A 19,463-nucleotide genomic window follows, 5' to 3' on the forward strand; every position below is an offset into this window, starting at 1 on the left:
TTTTACACCAGAACGCATAAACATGCATTTATATTATTAATTATTCAATATGGGGTGACACAAGCATGAAAGGTTATTTAAATTTAGAAGATGGAGCCTCTTTTGAAGGAGATCTGACAGGAGAAGCTGGCATGACAGGTGAAGTGGTCTTTTTTACAGGGATGACAGGTTATCAAGAGGTGCTTACAGATCCTTCTTATAAAGGACAAATCATTGTCTTCACATATCCGCTCATCGGAAATTACGGCATCAATCATGAAGACTTTGAGAGCAAAAAACCACAAGTGAAGGCGGTCGTTGTCTATGAGGCAGCTGACCATTTTTCTCATCACCTTGCAGCCGTAAGCATAAAAGATTATTTACAGAAGTGGAACATTCCGCTTCTTACACATACAGATACTCGCGCAGTTGTGCAGAACATTCGAGCAAATGGAACGATGAATGCAGTGCTTAGTTTAGACGAAAATGAAACGCCTCCTGCAATGAAGCAAGACAATGTGATTGAGCAGGTCACAGAAGATGAAGTATACACACAAGGAAGCGGCGAGGAACATGTAGCGCTCATTGATTTTGGCTTTAAAAAATCTATTGCGGACTCACTCGAAGCGCGCGGCTGTAAAGTCACAGTGATTCCGTACAAACAAATGGAAAAGGTATTTGATATCAAGCCAGATGCGATCCTTTTGTCAAATGGACCTGGAGATCCAAAAACAATGAAGCCATATTTAAAAACCATTCATGACATCATGATGACCTTCCCGACACTAGGCATTTGCTTAGGTCATCAATTAATTGCTCTTGCGCTTGGCGGGGATACGTATAAGCTTCCTTTTGGCCACCGCGGGGCGAATCATCCTGTACAAGATACAGAATCAAAACGTGTCTTTATGACAAGCCAAAATCATAGCTATGTGGTCAATGAAAAAAGCATGAATGACAAAGAAGTGGACGTCAAATTCCTCCACGTGAATGACGGATCTGTTGAAGGATTCATTCATAAAGAGAAGCTGATTATGTCCGTTCAATTTCATCCAGAAGCACATCCAGGCCCTGCAGAAAGTGAATGGGTATTCGATGATTTTATTGAGAAAGTGAAACAAGCAAGGAGAGAAGTCGCACATGCCTAAAGATCAAAGCATACAAACCATTCTAGTCATCGGGTCTGGTCCAATCATCATTGGTCAGGCAGCAGAATTTGATTACTCAGGAACACAAGGTTGTATGGCCTTAAAAGAAGAAGGCTACAACGTCATCTTAGTGAATAACAACCCAGCAACCATTATGACAGACGAGTCATTTGCTGATGAAATTTATTTTGAACCGCTTTCAGTTGATTCAGTGACAAGAATCATTGAAAAAGAGAAACCAGATGGTCTTTTAGCCAATCTTGGCGGACAGACGGCTTTAAACCTTGCTGTCGAGCTGGAAAAAGCCGGTGTGCTGAAAAAGCATGGGGTAAAACTGCTCGGAACGTCAGTTGAAACAATTGAAAACGGTGAAGATCGTGAGAAATTCCGTGCTCTCATGAAGCATTTGAATGAACCTGTACCAGAAAGTGAAATTGTAGATAATGCGAAAGACGCCCTTCAATTTGCAAAAGAAGTGGGTTTTCCCGTCATTCTTCGACCAGCCTACACACTTGGTGGTAAAGGGGGAGGCATCGCTTTAACTGAAGAGGCTTTTAAACCGCTGATTGAAGGTGCTCTTCTAGCGAGTCCGATTCATCAGTGCTTAGTTGAAAAAAGCATTGCTGGCTTTAAAGAAGTCGAGTATGAGGTCATGAGAGATCGTCAAAATACGTGTATCACTGTATGTAACATGGAAAATATCGATCCAGTTGGTGTGCATACAGGCGACTCGATTGTCGTTGCACCGTCACAGACATTAACGGATCAGGATTATCAAATGCTCCGTTCAGCGAGCTTAAAAATCATTTCAGCGCTTGATGTCGTTGGCGGCTGTAATATCCAGTTCGCTCTTGATCCACTTAGCAAAGAATATTTTGTCATTGAGGTCAACCCTCGGGTCAGCCGGTCTTCTGCTCTTGCATCGAAAGCAACAGGCTATCCGATTGCCAAAATGGCGGCAAAACTTGCGGTCGGTTATACACTAGATGAATTGAAAAATCCGCTTACAGGAACAACGTATGCTAGCTTTGAGCCGGCACTCGATTATGTCGTGGTGAAATTCCCGCGTTGGCCGTTCGATAAATTTAAACAGGCAGACCGGAAATTAGGCACAAAAATGAAGGCAACTGGTGAAGTCATGGCGATTGACCGTAATTTAGAATCTGCCATTCAAAAAGCAGTCGCATCACTTGAAATCAAAACAAAGGGCTTCCACTTGCCTGAACTGAAAGAACATTCGACTGAACAATTATTTGAATTAATCAAAACACCGGACGATCGCCGTTTCTTCGCTGTCATGGAGCTGCTTTCCAGACAAGAAACCGTTGAAACGATTCATGAAACGACGAAGATTGATCTGTTTTTCTTACATGTCTTCAAGAATATGATCACACTCGAACAAGAATTGAAGAATCATCAGGGGACGCTATCCAAAGACACCTTAAGAAAGGTGAAAGAAAAAGGTTTCCTTGATGAAACAATCGCTTCTCTGACGGATCGCAGTGAACAAGATATCAGACAGCTTCGCCAAGAGTATGGCATTGCCGCTTCATTTAAAATTGTCGATACATGTGCGGCTGAATTCGATGCAAAAACGAATTACTTCTATTCTACGTACTTTGGCAAAAGTGATGGAGAGCATCAAGAGAAAACAAAGGAGCGTGCACTCATCATTGGCTCTGGTCCGATTCGAATTGGGCAAGGGGTCGAGTTTGATTATAGTGCCGTTCACGGCGTTCTTACTTTACAAAAGCTTGGATTTGAAACCATCATGATGAACAATAATCCAGAAACGGTTAGTACCGATTATGAGATTGCAGATCGTTTATACTTTGAGCCGATCACGTTAGAACATATTTTAAACGTAGTTGAAGCGGAGCAAATTGATTTTGTCATCGTTCAATTTGGCGGGCAGACAGCAATCAATGTGGCGGAAGGTTTAGAAAAAGCCGGCGTTACCTTGTTAGGCACGTCCTTTGACACACTAGATGCATTAGAAGATCGCGATTTATTCTATCAGCTTCTTGATGAACTGAATCTTCCTCATGCAAAAGGAGATACAGCTCATTCAAAAGAAGAAGCACTGGGGCATGCTGCAAGCATCGGGTACCCTGTTCTTATTCGTCCATCATATGTCATTGGTGGAATGGGCATGATCGTTGTTCATACAGAAGCTCAATTGGCAGAACTACTTGATCAGCCAGATCATTTACCTTATCCGATCTTAATTGATGAGTATGTCACTGGAAAAGAAGTGGAAGTGGATCTCATTTCAGACGGACAAACGACATTCATTCCAACCATTGTTGAGCATATTGAAAAAGCGGGCGTACACTCAGGTGACAGCTTTGCCATCTTACCAAGTGTCTCTATTAGTGAAGACATCAAACAACAGGTGTATAACGCTTCTGAACAAATCGCAAAGAAATTAGCTTTTAAAGGCATTATGAATATTCAATTTGTGATAAAAGGGAACCAGGCGCTCGTATTAGAGGTGAATCCTCGGGCAAGCCGGACTGTCCCAGTTGTAAGTAAAGTCATGGGTGTTGACATGATTCCAATGGCGACTCAGCTGTTAGCTGGTGCAACGCTTGAAGAATTGAAACCGGCAACGAAGAATAAGGGGGGCACAGCTGTTAAATTCCCGGTCTTCTCCTCACATGCCATTCAAGATATCGATTTAAAGCTCACACCTGAAATGAAGGCGACGGGTGAAGGAATGTGTGTAGGAAAGAACGTCGAAAGCGCCTTGAAAAAAGTGTTTGCACCGATCTGGAAACAGAAAGGAAGCCTCTTTATACAAGGCAGTGAATTATTCGTAGATGAAGCAAAACGAGCAGGCTTTGACGTCTGGACTGGCAGCTTTGAATCGTGGCTGCAACAAGACGATAAATCGCTTCACATTCATTTAGGTGATGATGAAGAGGCAAAAGAACAGCGTGTAAAAGCACTCACACATGGTGTTCAAGTTCTAACCGAATATGAAACGGCGCAAGCGTTCCTGCAAGGAAAAGATGGAGATGTATCACCAGTATCTCTCCACGAATTATATAAAAAGGAAGTGACGGCATGAGCCAAGTCGACGTGCAACCGGCATTATACGGAAAAGACTTTTTATCGTTAAAAGACTTTTCGATCAATGACATTGCGTACTTAATTGAAAAAGCAGAAGAAATGAAACAACATCCATATCAAGATTTATTCAAAGGAAAAACATTAGCGATGATCTTTGAAAAATCTTCAACTAGAACCCGTGTCTCGTTTGAAGCGGGCATGACGCAGCTAGGCGGACATGCGCTCTTCCTCAGCTCAAATGATCTGCAAATTGGCAGAGGAGAAACGATTGGTGATACAGCGCAGGTGCTGTCTGGGTATGTAGATGGCATTATGATTCGAACCTTTGAACATGAGAAGGTAGAAGAACTTGCAAAATACGCCTCTATTCCAGTGATCAACGGACTAACGGACTACTCTCATCCATGTCAGGCACTGGCTGATTTACTGACGATTAAAGAAGCAAAAGGCACACTAAAAGGTGTGAAAGTGGCGTACATCGGTGATGGGAATAATGTGGCTCATTCCTTAATGGTCGGCTGCGCGCAGTTAGGCTGTGACATTGCCGTTGCATCACCAAAAGGTTATGAACCTCTTCAAGAGGTGACAGACACTGCCCGGGCGTTTGCAAAACAATCAGGCGCAGAAGTCATCGTCACAACAGATCCAGTAGCTGCTGTTCAGGATGCAGATGTCATTTATTCAGACGTATTTACAAGCATGGGACAGGAAGCTGAAACAGAGAAACGTCTAGCAGAATTTAAAGAATATCAAGTCAATGAGGAACTCATGCAACATGCAGCAGCAGATTATATCTTCCTTCATTGTCTGCCGGCACATCGCGGAGAAGAAGTGACGGCTGATATCATTGATGGACCACATTCTAAAGTATTCCAGCAAGCAGAAAATCGTCTGCATGTGCAAAAAGCGTTAATCAAAGAGCTCATGTATCAACAACCTAAATAAATTACAAGTGTCCCTGTCTCGACTGAGCAGGGACTTTTTACATATTGGATTGGAGAGGCAATGGACGGGACATAATAACATCAATCGAGAAAGGAGGATGGAAATGGGTCAACAGCATCAGTTTAAATCTGGTAATAAGGCACCTAATAATGGTGTTTATATCGAAATCGGTGAGACCGGTAGTATGGTGAAAGATCCTTTAAAGATAAAGCTTAAAGCAGGAGACGTCTTTCCGGATAACTCGAACCATAACCGTGTTTGGACGTACCAAAGAAAGCCGTAAGCAATTGACTAAGAGTCCATATGAATAAGTCTTTAGAGGCATGTGTCATGCCTCTTTTTTCTTTATAATAAAAAACAATTAAGTTCCAATTTTCAAATAAATAGTATGAAAAAAAGAAAGATTAAGGTAAAATATGTAAAAATAGTATAAGGTTGAAAGGATTTGTGTGATGGAAAAGATGAATCTCAGTGAAAGTGTTTGGAATAAACGCTTCACCTCATTGTTCATATCAAGACTCATAAAAAATACAGGAGAAAGTTTTGCTTTTACATCCGTTCTTTGGTTATTGATTTTAAGAGGGGATGGAGCGCTCGGTACCGGACTTCTTCTAGCAGTGACAGTTCTTCCTTCATCATTGTTGGCCCCAATACTAGGACCTCTTATGAAAAGACATCATTTATCTAAATGGATGTTTGCTTCAGATGTCATTCGAGCAACCATTGTACTCATTATTCCACTACTGCATTTTTCGCACATATTGCCTCTATGGTTATTGATCTCATTAATGGTTATTCAATCGGCAACAGGTGCAGCATATAACCCGGCTTCTGTGGCCATCCTGCCGCAGATTGTTCCAAAGCATCTCATTCAAAAAGCAAATGCGATCCTGCAATCATCTTTTGAAATTGTCGCACTTGCTGCGGTGATGGTCGCTGGTCTTTTGGTCAAATTAATTGGCCCTGCAGATACGCTCCTAATCACCACTGCTTTATTTATCATATCGGGCTTGTTCATTATTGGCGTTAAACTCCAAAAGTCAGATGCAGAAAAAGCAGCAGACATTAAACAAGCAAAGAATACATATCTGTATAACTTAAAAAGAGGCTTTCTAGTCGTTAAAAATCATCATATTTTATTTGCACTGACCCTTTATTGTATTTTAATGAATGTCGCCGCAGCTCCGTGGCAGGCATTATCCGCTGTATATGTAGCAGAAGCGCTGCAAAGTGATTCAATGGTGTATTCCATTTTAAGAGGTGTCGCTGCAGTCGGTGCGTTTATGATGGGCTTTGCACTGGCGAAGGTGAAAATCAAAAGATTCGGCTTGTTCTTTATTGTCGCAGGCATGATTGAAGGAGCTGCATTCTTTATCACTGGAATGAGTACATGGCTTCCAGTCGTTCTTCTAGCTTCCTTTATTTTTGGTGCAGCCGTCAGTGCGATCAATGTCCCAGAGATGGTCATTATTCAAACGTCTGTTGACCAAGAAGATCAGCCGCAAGTATATGCCGTGATCAATGCGTCATCAAATGTCTTTCTCCCGCTTGCAGCCGTCATATCGGGCGTCCTGGCAGAACGCTTTGGAGCAGGACCTGTCATTGCGGGGGGTGGTGTGCTTGAGATTTTATCAGGCATCGCGATCTTCCTGTTCACAGGGCTAGCGAAAAGCCATTTGTCAGCAGACAAACAGAAGTCCGAAACGGTTGAGGTGTAACTCAAAAACCCCCTGTAATTGACGGCAGGGGGTTTTAGCGTGCGCTCTCAACTTCTGGTCATCATTCTGAAAAAAAGAAAAAGAGCTAATCTCAAATCATTAGCTCTTTTCCAGCAATATTAAGAATGTTCTGTTGAACTTTCTGTTTCTTTCATTGGACTTACTTCAGCAAAGATGAATAAAATAACCGTAAACACTATGGCAAGAATGGAAGTTAACGTAAAATCATAAGCAGCTCCATTCATAGATGAAACGATGTAACCAGCCATATGTGTCAGCAGAAAAGTCCAAATGAGGGTGATAATGTAATGCATTATTCCACCGTCCTTTATGTAACAATCTATTGACTATCATACCATAGATACGAGTTCAGAGAAAAGACTGTTTTCCGCCTTTATGTGATCATTTTGAGACCTTCTACTATAAAAATAAAAAGAATTCTTCTGTCTTTAGGGGATTTCCTTATTCCTACAAGAGTTGTTGTTCATATCATAGAAAGCAGAATCACTGAAAGGAGGCTGGCCATATGGGTGTAAGCGAACGTTTTTTCCAGCTTGGTTCCCAGTGGAACGTCATTCACCTTCCTCAAAAACCAAATGGCTTTGGCATTCTAATCCTCGGTGACCGAAATCACTTTGTGCAGGAAAATACATCATTCTGGCTTCAGCATTACGGAAGAAACCAGCTATTAACTGCTTTAAAGGATGAAGGATATACATTGTTTAATAGTCATCTTCATGGGAATCACTGGGGATGTGAAGATGCTGTTTTTAGTGCGAAACAGCTTGTTCATCACACATTAAAACAAGAAATATTAAACCGGGAAATTCATGTGCTGGCAGAGGGAATGGGCGCACTTGTCGCCATGAGTCTTGCCGAAGAAATGCCAGAAGTGCTAAGGTCTATAGCCATGATGAATCCATGTTTACACCTGCAAGCACAAAGAGAAAGAGAAAAGGAACACAAATTCTTCTACAAACAGTTCATGAAAGAACTCGCACAGAGCTATGGGTGCTCTGCAAAGGAAGCAGAAACGTATCCACTTCCTTCTTGCCCCGTTCATTCAGCTCATGTACCGATTCATATATGGCAGAGACTAAACGGCGCACCGTATGCCTATGAACTACATGCAAAGCCATTTATTGATCAACATATGATGAATCCAGACCATTGTCAGATGGACCTTACCTTGCATATGTTTGATCATCCAAGAAGAATCTTTCAGTCCATTCACAAGTTTTATAAATCGCATGAAAGAGAATTGTAATGAATAGGATGATAACAGCCCTTCATGGAAAGGGCTCTTCTTTTTATTCGATATGCTAAAAAAGGGGACATGAACATGGAAACAGGACTGATCATAGGTGCAGATGAATTTTTTGGGCTGACACTTTGTGAATATATGATGAAAGAGGGCATACAAGTGGATATCACATATCCTAAGGAGCAGTCAGAGGAGCAAAAAGTGTTATTAGAAGAGCGGATGATGTGGCTCGGCCGCAATGATCTTGTCCGCGTTATTGAGGGTCAAGATAGGAAAGAGGCATATGACCTGATCTTTTTTCAATCAGATGATTCAATGAACAGAGAGACAGACCTCGAAGCGAAGCATGGCATATACCGCTTGTTTTACGAAGAACCCGAAAGCCATTCGCATGAACAAAGTGTTTCGGCTGTTATCCTTCCACGCATGTTTGGTCCGTGGACACTCCATGAAGAGAGACGAATAAAGGACGATCACGCATTTTTTGTAGAAGATGTCGCAAAGGAGCTTTTAAAGTGGGCACGGACTGATCAAAGGCAGGAAATGATCCATCAATTGAAGGTAGAAAGACAAACAGGTGACAAACAAGCAGAAGAAATCATAGCAGAATGGAAAAGACAAAACTCAACATTTTTCGACAAAAAGCAAGAATGATCTTCCATCTTATCTTTTTTCAGTATAAAATAAACCTATATTTAACATACAGGTTCATGCCTGCGTGTTGCAAAGGGAGTTGAACATGGCATGAAGTACCAGCGGCTTGTCATGATCTTTTCGTTCCTTCTTCTTATGCTATCTGCCTGCTCGCAGGCGCCGTTAAAAGGACATATTGAGAAGGTGGGTTTACTCGTCCCCGATACGATTAATGATCAAGTTTGGGGAACGAAAGGTTATAAAGGCTTATTAAATATCCAATCAACATTTGGTGTAGATGTTTATTATAAGGAAGGGATGGTCGACAAGGAGAAAATCGTTGATGCCATTGAAGAATTTCATAAAAAAGGAGTCAATTTAATTATTGGCCATGGCAATGAATACAGCGAAATTTTCAACTTGATCAGTGAAGATTATCCGAAAACACAATTTATCACGGTCAATGGAGGCAAGCCTCAAGCTGATAATGTCACAAACGTCACGTTTAAAGGAGAAGCAATGGGCTTTTTCGGAGGCATGACAGCAGCACATATGTCCAAAACAAAAAAGATTGGTATTCTGGCTACATATGATTGGCAAAGTGAAGTAGACGGTTTTATCAAAGGTGCAAAATATCAGGACGAACATGTGCAAGTCCTAGCGGAATTTGTCGAAAACTGGGATGATGCTGACAAAGCGGTGAACCTCTATCAAAAATTGAAAAAACAAGGTGTAGATGTTGTGTATCCAGCAGGTGATGGTTATAATATCCCTGTCATTGAACAAATCAAAACCGACAATTTATCTGCGATCGGATATGTCACTGATCAATCCAACCTTGGAAGCCATACGGTGTTAACTAGCACTGTACAGCATGTCGATAAAGCGTACAGTATCATTGCGAAGAAGTTTAATGAAGGCAAGCTAAACGAACAAGGTGAGTACTCCTTTGACTTTAAAGAAGGAGTGATCGAAATGGGGAAATTTAGCTCAACCATAGACCGCGCTTTTGTGAAAGACATTGAGAAGGATATTGCGAATTACAAAAAAACAGGCAAATTGCCAAATGAAAAGTGAGGACGTTGAACATGCAACACGAAAAATCGATGGAGTTTTTACAAATTGCGATGAAGTATTTTCCACAAGCAAAAGAAGAATTAGATAAAGCAGGGATTCAGCTTGATCCAGAAGCACTTCAGCCGCTTCTCTCTTTGTTTACATCTGTCATGCAAGAGGCATATGAGCTTGGAAAAGCAGATGCAGCATCAGAAAAAGCCACAGAATAGTGGCTTTTTTTTTATGATAATTTTTTCTTGAAGGCACTAATCATAGGGCCGACATCTTTAAACACAGGCTTCAGCTCATCGATGGAGTTCATAATGTTTCCAATTTGATTCATGACATGCATGTAGTCAATGGAGTCATCACTTGAAGAAGTCTCTGCACGCTCCTCCTTTTTTTCTGTCTTGCTTTTCTCCTTTTCAAGCGGCTGACCAAACATCATTGCTGAGAAAATATCCTTTTGCGCCATATCACATGTTCCTTTCTACTATTGGTATATCATTAATCTATGAAAAAAGTGAGAGGAAAGGTTAGACGTTTGTATTGCCAAGGAGAAAAAAATAAGGTAAAATTAGTACCAGATACTAATATAAGATCACAATATCACATGCTCGTATGAGTAAAAGGAGTCTTATTCAATGAATGCTGGAATTATTGGCCTTGGCCGCTATATACCTGAAAAAGTATTAACAAATCGTGATTTAGAAAAAATGGTTGAAACTTCTGACGAGTGGATTCGTACTAGAACAGGTATAGAAGAAAGAAGAATTGCATCTGATGATGTCAATACATCTCATATGGCGCTTGCTGCTGCAAAAAAAGCATTAGCTGACGCAGATGTGGCTGCAGAAGATATTGATATGATTCTTGTAGCGACAGTTACGCCAGATCAAGCATTTCCGACAGTCGCTTGTATGATTCAAGAGCAGCTCGGTGCACATAAAGCATGTGCAATGGATATTAGCGCTGCCTGCGCTGGCTTTATGTATGGGCTTGTTACTGGAAAACAATTTATCGAATCTGGCACTTACAAACATGTGCTTGTCGTTGGTGTAGAAAAGCTTTCTCGCATTACCGACTGGGATGACCGCAACACAGCTGTTTTGTTTGGAGATGGAGCAGGTGCTGCTGTACTAGGAACAGTCAGCGAAGGCAAGGGAATTCTATCATTTGAGCTTGGAGCCGATGGAAGAGGCGGGAAGCACTTGTACTTAGATGAAAAAGATCATACAATCATGAATGGAAGAGAAGTATTTAAATTTGCTGTGAGACAAATGGGCGAGTCAAGTGTAAACGTGATTGAAAAAGCTGGACTATCAAAAGAAGACGTAGACTTCTTGATTCCGCATCAAGCAAACATTCGCATTATGGAAGCGGCACGCGAACGCTTAGAGCTGCCAGTTGAAAAAATGTCGAAAACAGTCCATAAATATGGAAACACATCAGCAGCATCCATTCCAATTTCACTATGTGAAGAAATTGAAGCCGGAAAAATTCATGACGGCGATGTGATTGTAATGGTTGGTTTTGGTGGAGGATTAACGTGGGGCGCAATCGCTATGCGATGGGGCCGATAAAAGAGTGGGGTGCACAAATTAATGGATAAGAAACGAGTAGTTGTTACAGGATTAGGTGCTTTGACACCTCTTGGCAACGATGTAGAGACAACATGGAAAAATGCTGTAGCAGGTGTATCAGGTGTTGGCCCGATCACACGTGTCGATTCAAGTGAATATACAGCAAAAGTAGCAGCAGAACTAAAAGATTTTAACATCGAAGATTACATGGAGAAAAAAGAAGCGAGAAAGATGGCACGCTTCACACAATATGCAGTCGTTGCTGCTCAAAAGGCTTTAGAAGATTCACGCCTTGAAATTACAGATGAAAACGCACCTCGTGTTGGGGTATGGGTTGGATCTGGTATTGGCGGACTTGAAACATTCGAAGAGCAATTCGAAGTGTATTCAAATAAAGGAGCAAGACGCGTAAGCCCGTTCTTCGTTCCAATGATGATTCCAGATATGGCGACAGGTCAAATTTCGATTGCACTTGGCGCAAAAGGGGTTAACTCTTGTACAGTGACAGCATGTGCGACAGGAACAAACTCCATTGGTGATGCCTTTAAAGTGATTCAGCGCGGAGATGCAGATGCGATGATTACAGGTGGAACAGAAGCACCATTAACGAAAATGTCGTTTGCTGGTTTCTGTGCAAACAAAGCCCTTTCGACAAATCCTGATCCAGATACAGCAAGTCGTCCATTTGATAAAAACCGTGACGGATTTGTGATGGGTGAGGGAGCGGGAATTGTTGTTCTTGAAGAATTAGAGCATGCGTTAAAACGTGGTGCGACCATTTATGCAGAAATCGTTGGCTACGGTTCAACTGGAGATGCATACCATATCACAGCACCTGCTCCAAACGGAGAAGGCGGCGTACGTGCAATGAAAGAAGCAATTCGTGATGCAGGTTTAACAGTGGAAGAAATTGATTATATCAATGCCCACGGAACAAGCACACCGTATAATGATAAGTTTGAAACAATGGCGATTAAAGAAGTGTTTGGAGAGCATGCGAATCAGCTTGCGATCAGTTCGACAAAATCAATGACAGGTCATTTACTTGGTGCAGCAGGCGGAGTAGAAGCGATTTTCTCTGTTCTGGCGATTAAAGACAGTGTCATTCCGCCAACGATTAACCTTGAAACACCAGATGAAGAATGTGATCTTGATTATGTAGCAAATGAAGCACGTTCAAAAGAAGTACAAGTTGCGTTGAGCAACTCACTTGGTTTTGGCGGGCACAATGCGACAATTATCTTCAAAAAATACGAAGCGTAATATGTCTTAAGAAGGCGGCGATCTATAAACAGATCGTCGCCTTTTTGCATATGATGAAAATGGAGGTGTTCAGCGGTATGGGTCTGATCAATACACAATATCTCATCCAACAATCATCATCATTTCAGGAGCTGGCGGCACGTTTTGTCCCTTATTTTAAAGGAGCGGAGAAAAAAGAAGGATCATCTATTCTTGCCCATTTACAACATCACGGAATGGTGCGATCATGGAACGCCTGCCAGGAAATGATCGACAAGCTCAAAGAAAAAGGGTATTTCAAGCTTGTGATGAAAGAATACAAAGCGCTGCAAAAAAAGTGGGGAGGTCCTGATGTCCCCGTCTTTATTTTGCCTGTTAATGAGAGCAGCAAAGAGATCAGAGAACAATTTTACTTTCAATCCGGAATGGCATTTGATGACAAAATCTTTCTTTTTTTATCCCCGCATACACCGAAGGAACGAATCGGTACGTTGCTGACGCATGAATATCATCATGTATGCAGGTTGCATTTTCTCACGAAAGAAGAAAAAGATTTTACATTCCTTGATACAATCATGATGGAGGGGCTCGCTGAATATGCTGTGTATCATAGATATGGAGAAAGCTATACAGCAAAGTGGACGACTTTATATGACGAATCGCAGCTGCAGCGCATGTACAAGAAATGGGTATCCAGTCACCTTTATCAGAAAGTGCAGGACGACGAAAGGCTGATACAGAATCTCCTTTATGGAAAAGGGAACTACCCCAAAATGCTTGGCTATGCCACTGGATTTTATATCGTGAAAAAGTATTTCGATGAGCACCGAATCAGCGAGGAGTCTATGATTGCGGAGCCAGCGGAAACGTTTTTAAAGGCGATAGAATCATAAAGACAATCATTCACAAAAAAAGTGACATATTACAATTTTACTAAATAATTCTTGATTTCGTCATGCTGATGTAATAATATACAAATATAAATTTTGATAATTCTTTTTATTCTAAAAAGGCAGAATTTTTCGATTCGGTTCATTTAATCTATGGAGAAAGGGGCGAATGCATGAGCACACTGCTTGAAGTGCAAAACTTAAAAACCTATTTTTTTCGAAAAAAGGAACCAATACCTGCTGTTGATGGCGTGGATTTTAGTATCAAAAAAGGGGAAACAGTCGCATTAGTCGGTGAGTCTGGGTCTGGTAAAAGTATTACGTCTTTATCCATCATGGGTCTGATTAATGGGACTGGTGGGAAGATTATGGATGGTTCCATTAAGCTTGATGGAAAAGACCTTGTTACATATAGTGAAAAGGAATTGTGCAATATTCGCGGTAATGATGTATCCATGATCTTTCAGGAACCCATGACCTCACTTAATCCCGTCTTAACCATCGGGGAACAAATAACAGAAATCCTCATTTACCACAAAAAACTTTCAAAAAAAGAAGCGACCAAAAAAGCGATTGATTTGCTAAAGCTTGTAGGCTTTTCCAGGCCAGAACAAATCATCAAAGATTACCCGCACCGTTTATCCGGCGGTATGCGTCAACGAGTCATGATCGCCATTGCGCTAAGCTGTGATCCGAAGCTCCTCATTGCGGATGAGCCGACTACTGCTCTCGATGTGACCATACAAGCCCAGGTGCTGACCTTAATGAAAGATTTATGTTCGACCTTTGGTACATCTATACTTCTCATTACGCATGATTTAGGTGTTGTGTCGGAAGTAGCAGACCGCGTCATTGTCATGTACTGCGGACAGGTTGTTGAAAATGGAACCGTTGAAGAGTTGTTTGATGAGCCGCTTCACCCATACACAGAAGGACTGCTTGAATCCATCCCAGTCATTGACGGAGACATTCAGCCATTAACGGCGATAAAAGGAAATGTCCCTGCGCCAGATCAGCTTCCGGCAGGATGCCGTTTTGCGCCTAGATGCCCGAAAGTAATGGAACGCTGCATAAGTGAATTGCCCAAACTGACAACCTTTGAAAATGGTAGAAGCGTCAGGTGTTTCTTATATGAGGAGGCAAGCCAAACATGACACTTGCTGAAAATCAACCATACATGACAGATCGATCTGAGAAAGAAACCATCCTGGAATTAAAAAATATACGAAAACACTTTCCGATTAAAGCTGGGGTGCTGCAAAAGAAAGTAGGAGCAGTCAAAGCGGTTGACGGCATCGACTTAAACATTTATAAAGGCGAAACGTTAGGCATCGTTGGAGAGTCTGGATGCGGTAAATCCACATTAGGACGGACGATGATTCGTTTATATGAACCAACAGAAGGACAAATTCTATTTAAAGGGCAAGATATCTCTCATGTTTCTGAATCAAAACTAAGACAATCAACAAGGAAAAACATCCAAATGGTTTTTCAAGATCCCTTTGCATCACTCAACCCTAGAAAAACACTTCGAAGTATCATCAAAGAACCCTACAAAACACATCACTTATATTCCTTAAAAGAAAGAAATGAAAAAGTAGAACAGCTTTTATCCAAAGTCGGCCTTCACCCAAGTTTTGCGAATCGATACCCGCACGAATTCTCCGGCGGACAAAGGCAGCGGATCGGTATCGCTCGTGCACTTGCCATGAATCCTGAAATGATCATAGCAGATGAGCCTGTTTCAGCGCTTGACGTCTCCATTCAGGCGCAGGTCATCAATTTGATGGAAGAGCTTCAAGAAGAGTTTGACCTCACCTATCTCTTTATCTCTCACGATCTCAGTGTGGTCCGCCACATTAGTGATCGAGTGGGCGTCATGTATCTTGGCAAAATGATGGAACTTGCAGATAAGCATAGCCTGTACGATGATCCGCTTCATCCGTATACACAGGCGCTTTTATCTTCCGTTCCAGTCACCCGTAAAAAAGGTCAGGTGAAAAGGGAACGGATTATGCTGCAAGGGGATTTACCAAGCCCTGCAAATCCGCCAAAAGGCTGTGTGTTTCATACAAGATGCCCGCATGCGAAAGAAGTCTGTAAAGAAAAAGTACCACAATTTCAAGAATTAAAAACGAACCACTTTGTGGCCTGCCACCTCTACGACGCTTGATCACGCTTGTATGATCTCATCTTTGAGAGGGGGGATAAAACGGGCTTCTGTCATCATTTTTTAAAAAAAGATAGGGGGAATTGTCTATGAAAGATAAAAAGAGAAAGTCCATTTTGGTCAGTTTGCTGCTGATCTTTACATTGATCCTTGCTGCTTGTTCTGGTGGAAATAAAACGTCTGGAGACAGTGAAAAGAAATCCACAGGTAAACCTGTACAAGGCGGCGATCTTGTCATTGGTTCGATTGCAGAGCCTACATTATTTAACTCACTTTACTCAACAGACGTGGCAAGTTCTGATATTGAAGAAAGAATCTATAGCTTTTTACTACAAACAGATGGAAAGCTAAACCCACAGCTGGCGTTGGCAGAAGATATTAAAGAATCCGATGACGGCAAACAGTTTGATGTGACCATTAGAAAAGGCGTGAAGTTTCATGATGGAGAAGAACTGACTGCTGATGATGTTGTGTTTACATACAGCATTCCGATTAATAAGGATTACAATGGTGAGCGTGGATCAGGCTTTGAAGTATTAGAGTCTGTCAAAAAAACAGGGGACTATTCGGTCGAATTTAAGCTGAATAAAAAAGATCCATATTTTTATAATGTCACGCTAGGAAGCTATGGGATTTTACCAAAGCATATTTTAGGTGATGTCCCTATAAAGGATCTTGGCGAAAATGAATTTAACCGAAAAAATCCAATCGGCTCCGGTCCATTTAAATTTGCCGAGTGGAAAGAAGGAGACTATGTCAAACTCGAAGCATTTGATGACTATTGGGATGGACGGCCATACCTTGATACAGTCACCATTAAAACGATTCCTGATCAAAATGCAGCCATGGCTCAGTTATCCGCAGGTGATATTGATTTCTTTGCAGTGCCTGGAGCAGAACTGCAAACAGCTGAAAAAGTTAGTAACATCAAAATTGAATCTGATCTAGGGCTAAATTATTCATATATTGGCTGGAATCAGAAAAACGAACTGTTCAAAAGTAAAAAAGTCCGTCAAGCTCTTACCCATGCCATTGATCGTCAAACGATTGTCGATCAAGTGTTAGATGGAGACGGGAAAGTAGCCAACATCCCAGAAAGCCCGCTGTCATGGAACTACCCAAAAGATGAAAAAGTCCCAGTATTTGAATTTGATCAAGAAAAAGCGAAAAAGATGCTGAAAGAAGAAGGCTGGGAGGATACAGATGGAGATGGTTATCTTGATAAGGACGGTAAGAAGTTCTCCTTCGTCTTGAAGACGAACCAAGGAAACAAAGTCCGTGAAGATATTGCTGTCGTTGTCCAGCAGCAGCTCAAAGAAATTGGCATTGAAGCAAAACCGCAAATTGTAGAATTTAGTGCATTAATCGAACAAACAACCCCGCCAAAATGGGATTATGATGCGTTATTACTCGGCTGGAGCTTAGCGACATTCCCTGACCAATACAGCATTTTCCATTCGAGTCAGTCTGAAAAAGGCTTAAATAACATTTGGTATAAAAATGAAGAAGTCGATAAACTGCTAGTTGATGCCAAAAACTTGAGTGATCGTAAAGAGTATTCAAAGGCGTATGAAAAAATTTATGAGCTGATTGCAGAAGACCAGCCGTATACGTTCCTTTATTATGCCAACTCACATCGCGCGATGCCATCTAATCTACAAGGCTACTCTTACCACCCGAAAGATGAATATTACAAAATCGAAAAATGGTGGATTGAACAGTAGTCTGCTAGTGAAGAAGGGGAGGGGTCTCCCCTTTTTTCATCATAGTATGGCCATCCGATGAAAAAGGAGTTGTGCATATGGTTACATATATCATTAGAAGGACACTTCTTTCCATCCCAATTTTGTTTGGTATTACGATTTTGTCCTTTGCGATTATGAAAGCAGCACCAGGCGATCCGATGTCACTCATGATGGACCCGACCATTAGTGCCGCAGACCGGGAAGCCTTTATTGATAAGTACGGCTTGAACGATCCTGAATATGTGCAATATATGAAATGGCTCGGCAATATGCTTCAAGGTGACTTTGGCACATCCATTGTAAAAAAAGGAACGCCCGTGTCGGATTTGATTTTTGCCCGGCTGCCAAATACCCTCATCCTCATGATCTTTTCTACATTAGTTGCCCTGATCATTGCCATCCCATTTGGTGTTCTTTCAGCAAAACGTCCGTATACAAAACTTGACTATGGTATTACGGTTACATCATTTATCGGACTGGCTATTCCGAATTTCTGGTTTGGTTTGATCCTGATTATGGTGTTATCAGTGAATTTAGGATGGTTTCCGACCGGGGGTGTCTCTACCTTAAATGCAGATTTTAATCTATTTGACCGGCTTCATCATATTATTTTACCGGCCTTTGTTTTAGCAACAGCTGATATGGCCGGCCTTACACGATATACAAGGTCAAGTATGCTCGATGTGATGCGGCAGGATTACATTCGCACGGCGCGAGCGAAAGGTTTTAGAGAGAACAAAGTCATCTTCAAACATGGATTGAGAAACGGTCTGATGCCTGTTATTACGATCTTTGGACTCATGATTCCATCCTTTATTGGCGGCGCAGTCGTGGTGGAACAAATCTTCACATGGCCAGGGCTTGGGAAACTGTTTATCGATTCTGCTTTTTCAAGAGATTATCCCGTCATTATGGCGATGACTGTTATCTCTGCTGTGCTCGTGGTCGTTGGAAACTTAATAGCGGATATTCTCTATGCGATCGTTGATCCGCGTATTGAATATTAGAAGGGAGCTGAAGCACAATTGGCACAACCTAATATGGGAACACCTCCAGTTGATCTCAAATTAAAAGAAGGCCTTCCGCCAAAACCAGAGACGATGCTTCGTTTATTTTGCGAGAAATTTTTCAAAAATAAATTGGCGGTTGCCGGCTCCGCTATTTTATTGGTCATTATCTTTTCCGCTATTTTCGCCCCGGTGATCGCACCTTACGCACCGGAACAGCAAGACTTGTTGAAACGGCTACAGCCTCCAAGTGCAGAGCATTTTATGGGAACCGACAAGTTTGGTCGAGATATTTTTTCAAGGGTGCTATACGGAGCGAGGGTGTCTCTATTAGTTGGCTTTGTCTCAGTAATCGGAGCCATCACCATTGGTACCGTCATTGGGGCGGTAGCGGGATACTTTAAAGGCTTTGTTGATTCTGTGCTCATGAGAATGGTGGATGTCGTATTGTCTATTCCAGATATTTTTCTCTTGATCACGCTAGTGACAATTTTTAAACCGGGTATTGATAAATTGATTTTAATCTTTGCACTGACTGGCTGGACAACAACCGCCAGGCTGATCCGCAGTGAATTCTTGTCACTTCGCACAAGAGAATTCGTACTCGCAGCAAGAACGATCGGAACGAAAAACCATGTCATCATCTTTTCGCATATTTTACCGAACTGTATCGGCCCTATCATTGTGTCTGCTACATTGAAAGTCGGTTCTGTTATTCTAGCTGAGTCGACACTTAGCTATCTAGGGTTCGGCATCCAGCCTCCAACGGCGAGCTGGGGAAACATGCTTCAAGATGCACAAAATTTCTCCATAATGGTGCAAGCATGGTGGTATCCACTGTTCCCAGGTTTACTGATTCTACTTACCGTTTTATGCTTTAACTTCTTAGGTGATGGACTGAGAGATGCTCTTGATCCTAAAAAGCTAAAATAAGGTTCTGCTTATAGAAGATCGTGAAAGGACTCTGCGAGACGTTCTCCTTTTCCCAGGAAATAAAGCCGTCCTTCC

The 19,463-nt window shown here is 41.7% G+C and carries 19 protein-coding genes; 17 read left to right on the top strand and 2 right to left on the bottom strand.

Annotated elements, in window-relative coordinates; genetic code table 11:
• Positions 1-65 precede the first annotated feature (65 nt).
• From MKY11_RS05535 to MKY11_RS05555, 5 genes are all read left to right on the top strand, one after another.
• A complete protein-coding gene (locus tag MKY11_RS05535) occupies positions 66-1,127 on the top strand; it encodes a carbamoyl phosphate synthase small subunit (protein WP_342501927.1) in 1,062 nt (353 codons plus the stop codon).
• Complete coding sequence (locus tag MKY11_RS05540; protein WP_096881231.1) at positions 1,120-4,200, top strand: carbamoyl phosphate synthase large subunit; 3,081 nt, start codon at positions 1,120-1,122, stop codon at positions 4,198-4,200. The genes MKY11_RS05535 and MKY11_RS05540 overlap by 8 nt, the downstream gene beginning before the upstream one ends.
• Positions 4,197-5,147 carry an ornithine carbamoyltransferase gene (gene argF, locus MKY11_RS05545; protein WP_024720054.1) on the top strand — a complete coding sequence of 317 codons (951 nt, stop codon included), beginning with the start codon at positions 4,197-4,199 and terminating at the stop codon, positions 5,145-5,147. Before MKY11_RS05540 ends, argF begins: the two co-directional genes overlap by 4 nt.
• Before the next feature lie 103 nt (positions 5,148-5,250).
• On the top strand, positions 5,251-5,430 hold the full coding sequence (locus MKY11_RS05550) for a YjzC family protein (protein ID WP_008348517.1): 180 nt from the start codon (positions 5,251-5,253) through the stop codon (positions 5,428-5,430).
• Positions 5,431-5,599: 169 nt separating this feature from the next.
• Entirely contained in the window at positions 5,600-6,865 is a 1,266-nt protein-coding gene (locus MKY11_RS05555) for an MFS transporter (RefSeq protein WP_007499050.1), read from the top strand.
• A 119-nt stretch (positions 6,866-6,984) separates the two neighbouring features.
• On the opposite strand, the gene MKY11_RS05560 is transcribed toward MKY11_RS05555, so the two are convergent.
• Positions 6,985-7,179, bottom strand: coding sequence for a YjzD family protein (locus MKY11_RS05560; RefSeq protein WP_024720055.1), 195 nt, complete (start codon positions 7,177-7,179; stop codon positions 6,985-6,987).
• A 212-nt stretch (positions 7,180-7,391) separates the two neighbouring features.
• Between MKY11_RS05560 and MKY11_RS05565 the strand changes: the two genes are divergently transcribed.
• The 4 genes from MKY11_RS05565 (at position 7,392) to MKY11_RS05580 (ending at position 10,048) form a co-directional block, all read left to right on the top strand.
• A complete protein-coding gene (locus MKY11_RS05565; RefSeq protein WP_007499048.1) occupies positions 7,392-8,132 on the top strand; it encodes a hypothetical protein in 741 nt (246 codons plus the stop codon).
• A 75-nt stretch (positions 8,133-8,207) separates the two neighbouring features.
• On the top strand, positions 8,208-8,783 hold the full coding sequence (locus MKY11_RS05570) for a nad binding enzyme (RefSeq protein ID WP_342501928.1): 576 nt from the start codon (positions 8,208-8,210) through the stop codon (positions 8,781-8,783).
• Between the two features lie 90 nt (positions 8,784-8,873).
• Complete coding sequence (locus MKY11_RS05575) at positions 8,874-9,839, top strand: BMP family ABC transporter substrate-binding protein (protein WP_017360174.1); 966 nt, start codon at positions 8,874-8,876, stop codon at positions 9,837-9,839.
• Positions 9,840-9,850: 11 nt separating this feature from the next.
• Positions 9,851-10,048 (top strand): ComZ family protein, encoded by a 198-nt coding sequence (locus MKY11_RS05580; RefSeq protein ID WP_024720057.1) that lies wholly within the window; start codon positions 9,851-9,853, stop codon positions 10,046-10,048.
• An 11-nt stretch (positions 10,049-10,059) separates the two neighbouring features.
• Here MKY11_RS05580 and MKY11_RS05585 read toward each other — a convergent pair whose 3' ends face one another.
• Positions 10,060-10,293 (bottom strand): hypothetical protein, encoded by a 234-nt coding sequence (locus tag MKY11_RS05585; protein WP_008348506.1) that lies wholly within the window; start codon positions 10,291-10,293, stop codon positions 10,060-10,062.
• A gap of 169 nt (positions 10,294-10,462) precedes the next feature.
• Here MKY11_RS05585 and MKY11_RS05590 point away from each other — a divergent pair, with 169 nt between their 5' ends.
• The 8 genes from MKY11_RS05590 (at position 10,463) to opp4C (ending at position 19,388) form a co-directional block, all read left to right on the top strand.
• Positions 10,463-11,401, top strand: a complete 939-nt coding sequence (locus MKY11_RS05590) for a beta-ketoacyl-ACP synthase III (protein ID WP_024720058.1) — start codon at positions 10,463-10,465, stop codon at positions 11,399-11,401.
• A 21-nt stretch (positions 11,402-11,422) separates the two neighbouring features.
• Positions 11,423-12,664 (top strand): beta-ketoacyl-ACP synthase II, encoded by a 1,242-nt coding sequence (gene fabF / locus MKY11_RS05595; protein WP_008348501.1) that lies wholly within the window; start codon positions 11,423-11,425, stop codon positions 12,662-12,664.
• Positions 12,665-12,741: 77 nt separating this feature from the next.
• Positions 12,742-13,536, top strand: coding sequence for a DUF2268 domain-containing protein (locus tag MKY11_RS05600; protein ID WP_056407963.1), 795 nt, complete (start codon positions 12,742-12,744; stop codon positions 13,534-13,536).
• Between the two features lie 170 nt (positions 13,537-13,706).
• A complete protein-coding gene (locus tag MKY11_RS05605; protein WP_160757907.1) occupies positions 13,707-14,687 on the top strand; it encodes an ABC transporter ATP-binding protein in 981 nt (326 codons plus the stop codon).
• A gap of 23 nt (positions 14,688-14,710) precedes the next feature.
• Positions 14,711-15,706, top strand: a complete 996-nt coding sequence (locus MKY11_RS05610) for a dipeptide ABC transporter ATP-binding protein (RefSeq protein WP_029575386.1) — start codon at positions 14,711-14,713, stop codon at positions 15,704-15,706.
• Positions 15,707-15,792: 86 nt separating this feature from the next.
• The gene (locus MKY11_RS05615; protein ID WP_039167353.1) at positions 15,793-17,427 is read left to right on the top strand and encodes a peptide-binding protein; all 1,635 of its coding nucleotides are present in this window, start codon (positions 15,793-15,795) and stop codon (positions 17,425-17,427) included.
• Positions 17,428-17,504: 77 nt separating this feature from the next.
• Entirely contained in the window at positions 17,505-18,455 is a 951-nt protein-coding gene (locus MKY11_RS05620; protein ID WP_008348492.1) for an ABC transporter permease, read from the top strand.
• A gap of 33 nt (positions 18,456-18,488) precedes the next feature.
• Positions 18,489-19,388, top strand: a complete 900-nt coding sequence (gene opp4C / locus MKY11_RS05625) for an oligopeptide ABC transporter permease (RefSeq protein ID WP_274660996.1) — start codon at positions 18,489-18,491, stop codon at positions 19,386-19,388.
• Positions 19,389-19,463 lie beyond the last annotated feature (75 nt).

The organism is Bacillus sp. FSL W7-1085, from assembly GCF_038595035.1.
GTDB lineage: Bacteria > Bacillota > Bacilli > Bacillales > Bacillaceae > Bacillus > Bacillus altitudinis.